The organism is Nocardiopsis trehalosi NBRC 14201 (assembly GCF_001552555.1).
GTDB lineage: Bacteria > Actinomycetota > Actinomycetes > Streptosporangiales > Streptosporangiaceae > Nocardiopsis_B > Nocardiopsis_B trehalosi.
In genome coordinates this window covers 1-6,999 of the sequence record NZ_BCRK01000250.1, presented here as the reverse complement: position 1 = coordinate 6,999, position 6,999 = coordinate 1, and the positions used below count along the sequence as shown (strand labels likewise).

At 77.0% G+C, this 6,999-nt stretch carries 6 protein-coding genes and 1 pseudogene; 3 read left to right on the top strand and 4 right to left on the bottom strand.

The window, feature by feature from the left end; all coding sequences use genetic code 11:
• Window positions 1-1,111: protein kinase domain-containing protein (locus tag NT8_RS31100; protein ID WP_157515983.1), on the top strand; the 1,111-nt coding region annotated here is incomplete at its 5' end.
• 122 nt (window positions 1,112-1,233) lie between these two features.
• Here NT8_RS31100 and NT8_RS26255 read toward each other — a convergent pair.
• The 4 genes from NT8_RS26255 to NT8_RS26240 form a co-directional block, all read right to left on the bottom strand.
• Window positions 1,234-3,210, bottom strand: a complete 1,977-nt coding sequence (locus tag NT8_RS26255; RefSeq protein ID WP_067975218.1) for a S1C family serine protease — start codon at window positions 3,208-3,210, stop codon at window positions 1,234-1,236.
• Window positions 3,211-3,572: 362 nt separating this feature from the next.
• Window positions 3,573-4,442, bottom strand: coding sequence for a sulfurtransferase (locus NT8_RS26250; RefSeq protein ID WP_067975214.1), 870 nt, complete (start codon window positions 4,440-4,442; stop codon window positions 3,573-3,575).
• Window positions 4,443-4,679: 237 nt separating this feature from the next.
• Entirely contained in the window at window positions 4,680-5,117 is a 438-nt protein-coding gene (locus tag NT8_RS26245) for a hypothetical protein (protein WP_067975211.1), read from the bottom strand.
• Entirely contained in the window at window positions 5,110-5,475 is a 366-nt protein-coding gene (locus tag NT8_RS26240) for a hypothetical protein (RefSeq protein ID WP_067975223.1), read from the bottom strand. Before NT8_RS26240 ends, NT8_RS26245 begins: the two co-directional genes overlap by 8 nt.
• A 344-nt stretch (window positions 5,476-5,819) precedes the next feature.
• On the opposite strand from NT8_RS26240, the gene NT8_RS26235 reads away from it, so the two are divergent.
• Both NT8_RS26235 and NT8_RS26230 read left to right on the top strand, forming a co-directional pair.
• A complete protein-coding gene (locus tag NT8_RS26235) occupies window positions 5,820-6,086 on the top strand; it encodes a DUF397 domain-containing protein (protein WP_067975208.1) in 267 nt (88 codons plus the stop codon).
• 209 nt (window positions 6,087-6,295) lie between these two features.
• Window positions 6,296-6,999, top strand: a pseudogene (locus NT8_RS26230) (hypothetical protein); the annotation flags it as partial.

Sequence of the window (6,999 nt, the reverse complement as noted above, 5' to 3'; positions counted from 1 at the left end):
CGCCGGGCTGGCCGAAGGGCTCGCCGCGATCCACGCGTGCGGGATTGTGCACCGCGACCTCAAACCCGGCAACGTGCTGCTCGCCCACGACGGGCCACGCGTCATCGACTTCGGGATCGCCCGCGCGCTGGACGCCACCTCGCACACGTCCAGCGTCCTGGGCACCGCCGCCTACATGTCCCCCGAGCAGGTGCGCGGCGACCCCGTCGGCCCGGCCTCCGACGTGTTCGCCCTGGGTGGCGTGCTCGCCTACGCCGCCACCGGCCGCAGGGCCTTCGGTGAGGGGCGCGCCGAGGTCATGGTCTACCGCATCGTGCAGAGCGAGCCGGACCTGACCGGGATCGACCCCGGCCCGGCGGCGCTGGTCGCCGCCTGCCTGGCCAAGGACCCGGACGCCCGCCCCGGTCTGGACGAGGTGCTGCGCCGGTTCGCCCCGGACGCCGCCCGGGCCGGGGAGGGTCCGGCGGACGGGTGGCTGCCCGAGGCGGTCACCGAGGTGATCGCGGAGCGCCGGAACGCCGTCGCGTCCACGCCACCGCCGCCGACGCCCGCCTCCGCGCCGCCGTCGGGCCCGCCCGCCCCAGCGCAGCGGCCCGCGTCCGCACCGCCACCGGGGACCGCGCCCGCACCGCCGACCGGGCGGCCGGACCCCGAACGGGGGCTCCCGCGCCCGCCGGACCCGGCTCCTTCCGGCGCCGAGCCGGGCCGGCGCCGCGATCTCGGGCCGCTCGCCGCCGTGGTCTCCGGGTCCGCGCTCACCGGCATCGCGCTGATCGCCGCCACCGTCCTGGGGCTTCTCTACTGGAACGATCCGCCGACCGCCGACCACCTGAGCCGGTGGATCAACGGCGGGACCGAGGACATCGCCGACGGCGACTGCGTGTCCGACGTGGGCGACACCGGAGAGTACGTGGAGGTCCCCTGCTGGTCGGCGGCGATGGACCACACGGCCACCACCGTCGACTCCTGGGACCGGCCCCGGTACTCGGAGGACGGCGTCGACTACCACGTGTGCGCGCAGGTCAGCCGCTGGCCGAGGTTCGACGGCCCCTTCTGGGTGGACGGCGACACGACCGTGTGCCTGGTCCCGCTGCGTGACCCCGGTCCCTGACCGGACCCGGCCGGGGCGCCCGCGCCGGGGCGGGAACGGTGGCGGGCCGTCCCGGGGAGCGTGTCCCCGGGGCGGCCCGGAGCGGCCGGCGCCCCGGCCGGAACCCCGGCCGGGGCGGGCGGTCAGCCGCCCATGCTGTCGGCGGACTGGGCCGACAGGGTGACCTCGGCCTCCTGCGCCTTGCCGTCGCGCTCGTACTCCAGCGTCACGGTGTCGCCGGGCTGGTGGGAGCGGATGGCCGCGACCAGCGCGTCGGCGCCGTCGACCGCCTCGCCGTCGATCGAGGTGATCAGGTCGCCCTCCTTCAGGCCCGCCGCCGCGGCCGCCCCGTCGCGGTGCGCCTCGACGACGGTGGCGCCGCCGCCCTGGCGCGGCTCGGAGATGGTGGCGTCGATGGCGGCGTAGCTGGCCTGGCCGTCCGCGATGAGCTGCTCGGCGATGGGCTTGGCCTGGTTGATCGGGATGGCGAACCCGAGGCCGATCGACCCCGCCTGCTGCCCGGTGCCGAGGATGGCGGTGTTGATGCCGATGACCTCGCCGTTCATGTTCATCAGCGGGCCGCCGGAGTTGCCGGGGTTGATCGGGGCGTCCGTCTGGATGGCGTTGATGACGGTGGAGGTCTGCAGCCCGCTGCTGCCGGACTCGCCGCCGTCCTCCTGCGGCTGCCGCTCCTCGGGCAGGCCGAAGGGGTTGCCCTGCTCCTGCTGCGGCTGCTCACCGGCGGAGCCGGTGTTGACGGGCCGGTCGACGGCGCTGACCACGCCGGAGGTGACCGTCCCGGACAGGCCGAGCGGGGAGCCGATGGCGACGACGTCCGCGCCGACCTCGATCTTGTCGGAGTCGCCGAGGACGGCCGGGGTCAGGTCGGAGACCCCGCGCGCCTGGATGACGGCCAGGTCGGACACGGGGTCGGCTCCGAGGACCTCGGCCTCGGCCTCGGTGCCGTCGTTGAACTGGACGTTGACGGTGTCGGCCCCGGCCACGACGTGGTTGTTGGTGAGGATCTGCCCGTCCGCGCTGATGACGACGCCGCTACCGCCGCCGGTGCCGGTCTCGATGGACACGACGCTGGGCAGGGTCGACTCGGCGACCGTGCTGACGCTGCCGGTGGAGACCGACGACGCCTGCTCGCCGGTGAGGGAGCTGCCGTCGAGGCCGCCGCCGTCGGCCAGGCGCGTGGTGATGATGGCGGCGGCCGGGCCGACGATGAGGCTGGTGGCCAAGGCGGTCACGGCCGCGACGCCGAGCACCTTGTTGCGCTGCCAGAACGAGGGGCGGGCGGGCTCGGGGGCGGGCATGCCGAACGCCGCCTCGGGCGGGGTGCCGGGCGGGACGGCGCCGCCGCCGGGGCCGCCGGGGCCGGAGGGCGGCGGGGTGGCGCCGTACCCGCCGCTGTGGTGGGCGTGCGGGTGCGGGGCCGCACCGGGGTGCGTGGTGCCGGGATGCGGGGTGCCGGGGACGACGGCGGTCGGGAAGGTCCGGGTCGGGTCGGGTGCCGCCCAGCCGGCGTGCGGGGTGTGGGGGGCGTGCGGGACGCCGTGCGCCTCCGCCGCGTGCTCGGCACCCGGGGCGGCGGCCGGCGGGTACGGGGCCGGGGAGCCGGCGGGCGGGGCGGCCCAGGCGGGGCCACCGCCGCCGACGAAGGCGGAGCCGTCCCCGGCGGTCGGCGGCGCGGTCTCGGGGCCGGGCCCGGCGGGGATCACCGCGGTGTCGCCGGCCGGGGTCCCGCCGCCGTCCCCGTCGGCCGCGGCGGGGATCACCGCCGTGTGCTCGGACGGCGTCCCGCCGCCGTCCCCGTCGGCCGCGGCCGGGATCACCGCCGTGTGCTCGGACGGGGCGTCCGGGCCGTGCTGGATCGGGGACCCGTCGGCCGTCACGGCGGACGCGCCGTCGGGCGCGGGTACCACCGCGGTGGTACCGGGGTCGGCCGGACCGGCCGGGGCGCCGCCACCACCCCCGTCGGCGGCGGCGCCGTCGGCCGGGCCGGTCGCGGCGGCCTCGGCCGCCGGTCCGGGGTGGTCGTGGCCGGCGGGCCCGGCGGCGTCGGGCGCGGGGCCGCGGCCGTCGGGGGTGCCGTCGGTGGGGTCGGTTGCGCTCATGTGCTCCTCCGGGATGCTCGGCCTGATATCGACAAGCTTCGGCCGCGCGGGTTAGAACGCGGTGAGACCGCGGATAGGCGGCGTTTCGAGTGGTGGTGTCCGGTCGGTGCGCCGCCGTTCACGGCGCCGCCCACCGTTCACCACGCCCGTGGCGTCCGCCTATGTCCCGAACGCGCGGCATCGGCGCGTCGTCACCGATCGTGGCGGTTCATACCGCACCATAGACGGAGTGCCGCCCCGCGCGGTGCCGCCCTCGCCCATTCCGCCGCGTGGCCGCCCACTGACCCTGGTTCACAGGCCACGCGGTGTTCACGACGGACGCGGTTCCCCACGGACGCGGCGTTCATGACGGACACGGTTCCCTACGGACGCGGCGCGCCGCCCTCCCCGGTCTCGACCGGGAGCGCCGGGTCCCCGGCCCACGCCCCCCAGGAGCCGACGTAGAGCCGCGCGCCGGGGAACCCGGCGTGCTCCAGGGCCAGCAGGTCGTGGCAGGCGGTGACCCCCGAACCGCAGTAGGCGGTGACCGTGGCGGCGTCGGCGGCGCCGAGGGCGGTGAAGCGGGCGCGCAGAACCTCGGGTGCGGCCAGTCGGCCGTCGGCGGCGAGGTTGTCGGGCCAGGCGGCGCTGCGGGCGCCGGGGATGTGGCCGGGCCGGGGGTCGACCGGGGCGGGCGCCTCACCCGTGTAGCGGCCGTGGACGCGGGCGTCGAGCAGCAGGCCGCCGGGGTCGCCGATCTCCGCCCGGACGCGGGCGGTGTCGACGACGCGGTCGGCGGGCCAGGGGACGGCGGTGCGGTGGCGCGGACGGGGGGTGACCTCCCCTTCCTCCAGCCCGCCGGTCCAGGCGGGGAGCCCGCCGTCGAGCAGGGCGGCGGGCGAGCCGATGGCGCGCAGCATCCACACCAGGCGGGCGGCGGTCGACCCGCCCGCGTCGTCGTAGGCGACGACGGGGGTGCCGTCGCCGATGCCGAGCCGCGCCAGCGCGGCGGCGAACTCCTCCGGCGCGGGCAGCGGGTGCCGCCCGCCGTGCGGGTCGGGGGGCGCGGCGAGGTCGGTGTCGACGTCGACGAACACGGCGCCGGGGATGTGCCCGGCGCGGTGGGCGTCGCGGCCGGAGCGCCCGTCGGGATACCAGCGCACGTCCGCGACCACGACATCGCCCAGGTGGTCGGCCAGCCAGTCGGCGGAGACGGCGACGGGCAGAGCGGTGGTGCTGTGCTGTTGCGTCATGACCGCAAGCTACACGCGGGACCCCCACCGATGACGGACCGCCCGCCGGGGACGGGCCGCCGACCGAGGACCCACCCACCCACAGGAAACGGGGCACCGCACGGGACACGGGATGCCCACCGGAGGCGAGGCACCGACCCAGGACGCAGCACCCACCGGGAACCAGGCACCGAACGGGAGCGGGACGCCCGCACCACCGCGCCACGGGCCCCGTCAGCGGGGCCTCACGGACGCCGGTCAGGCGGTCGGCGCGGCCTCCGCCCTGGACACGCGGCGCAGCCAGAGCAACCCGAGCACGGGCAGGACGAGCGGGATGAACAGGTACCCGCTGCCGAACCGGGACCACACCGTGTCGTCGGGGAAGGCGGCGGGGTCGAGGATGCTCAGCGCGCCGACGACGAGCACGCCGACGAGTTCGACGGTGATCGACGCGACGGCGACCCGCCGCGACGTCCGCCCGCTGCGGGCGATGCCCACCGTCGCCACGATGTAGACCACCCCGGCCAGCGCGGACAGCACGTAGGCGAGCGGGGCCTCATCGAACCGGGTGGCGATCTGCACCCCCGCGCGGGCGGTCGCGGCGAGCGCGAACACGGCGTAGACGGCGACGAGGACCCGGCCGGGGCCGGAGCGGGCGGCGGCCGCGCCCTCGGGGCGGCGGGCGGGGTCAGACATGCGCGGGGTCCCAGACCTGCTGGAGGCGGACCATCATCACGGGCAGGATGAGGCACGCGAAGGCGATGACGGCGGGCCCCCACCGGGTGCGCTCCACGAAACCCCAGGTGGCGCAGGCGGGCGGGATGAGGACGATCGTCGCCAGATAGCCGATGAAGGTGGCGGTCTCGGCGGGGCGCTCGCCGCCCGCCATCTGCACGGTCGACACGACGGCCTGGGCGATGACGAGCAGCCAGAGGACGGCCATGCCGACCAGGTGCGGGACGACCATCGGCCGGTCGCGGAAGGTGGTGATGAGGCACCACACGGCCATGGCCAGCGACGCGATCTCGATGGTGGTGGTCAACCCGTCGACCACGAGCATCCTCCACCCGGTGTCCGGCGCGCATGTCCATTGCGCGTGTCCGTTGCGCGCGGACGGCTCCACGCACGTCGGCGGCCGGTGGGCCGCCGTCCACTACGCACTGTAGTACGTTCCGCCGCGACACCGGAAATCGCCCCCACCCCCACCCCCACCCCCATCCGCCTCACCCCGCTCCGCCCACCCCGCCCTCGGCCGACCCACCGACCCACCGACCCACCGACCCACCGACCGAGCGACCGCGGGACCGACCCGACGGCCGGGATGCGGTGCCCCGGGTGAGGCGGACCGGGTGCGGCGGACCGGGTGCGGTCGGGTGTTCGGTGGGTAGCGGCTCCGGCATGAGCGACGACGACTCCACACCGCGTCCCACCCTCCGCTCCGCTCCCCGCTCCCCCGGCCCCGTCTCGGCGCAGGCGCGCGGGGAGGCGCCCGGCATCCGGACGTCCGGGCACTCGACCGCCACCGGCGCGAACCCGGTCGAGGTCGCCGGGGACGGCTGCCGCGCCGTGGTACGGGACGCGCGGCACCCGAACGGCGGCTTCCTGATCTTCCCCGTCACCGAGTGGCGGGCCTTCCTCGCCGGAGTGAAGGGCGAGCACCTGTAGGGCGCGAGCCCGGCACTCTTCCCCGGGAGGGCTCTTCCCCGGCCCTCGGGCGTCGTTGCCCGTGCCGCCGGGGTGCACTAGGCTGCTGGCTCCACTCCGGCGGCGACCTGCTGCGCGATGGATCGGCACGAACCGGGCTCACGGCTCGGGGCGGGAACCCACGCATCCGCCGCCGTTCCCGTTCCCGCCGACATGCCGAGGTTCCCGCCATGGCCGTAGCCGAGCCGTCCCCTGCCGTCGATCCCGAGACCGCTGTCGCGTCCGAGGCCGCCGTCGGTCCCGAGACGGCCGCCGATCCCGAGATCGTCGCCGAACGCGCCCACCTCGCCGCCTCCCGCGACGCCCTGCGCCGCATGCGCGACGACGTGCTCGCCACCGAGACCCCCGCCGTCTACGGCGACTGGGTCTCCACCCAGGTCCTCCAGCAGGCCCGCGCGCTGCGAGCCGAGGCGCTGGCGGACCTCCCGGACACCCCCTTGTTCTTCGGCCGCCTCGACTTCGCGGCCGGGACCGTGTTCGAGGATGCCGAGCACGGTGCCGACGGCACCGACGGCACGGGCGGCACCGGCGACACCGACGGGGCCAACGGCACCGACGCCACCGACCGGGTGCACATCGGCCGGCGCCACGTCCACGACGAGCGCGGCCGCGCCATGGTCCTCGACTGGCGGGCGCCGATCTCGGTCGCCTACTACCGGGCGAGCCCCGCCGAGCCCATGGGGGTGCGCATGCGCCGCCGGTACGGGTTCGGCGCGCACGGCGAGCTGACCGCGTTCGAGGACGAGCACCTGTCCGGCCCCGGTGTCGATTCCGGTGTCGGCCTCGGCACGGCCCCCGGCGTCGAAGCCGGGGCCGGCCCCGCAGCCGAACCCGGCGCCGCCGCCTCCTCCGGGATCGGCGGCGGCCTGCTCGC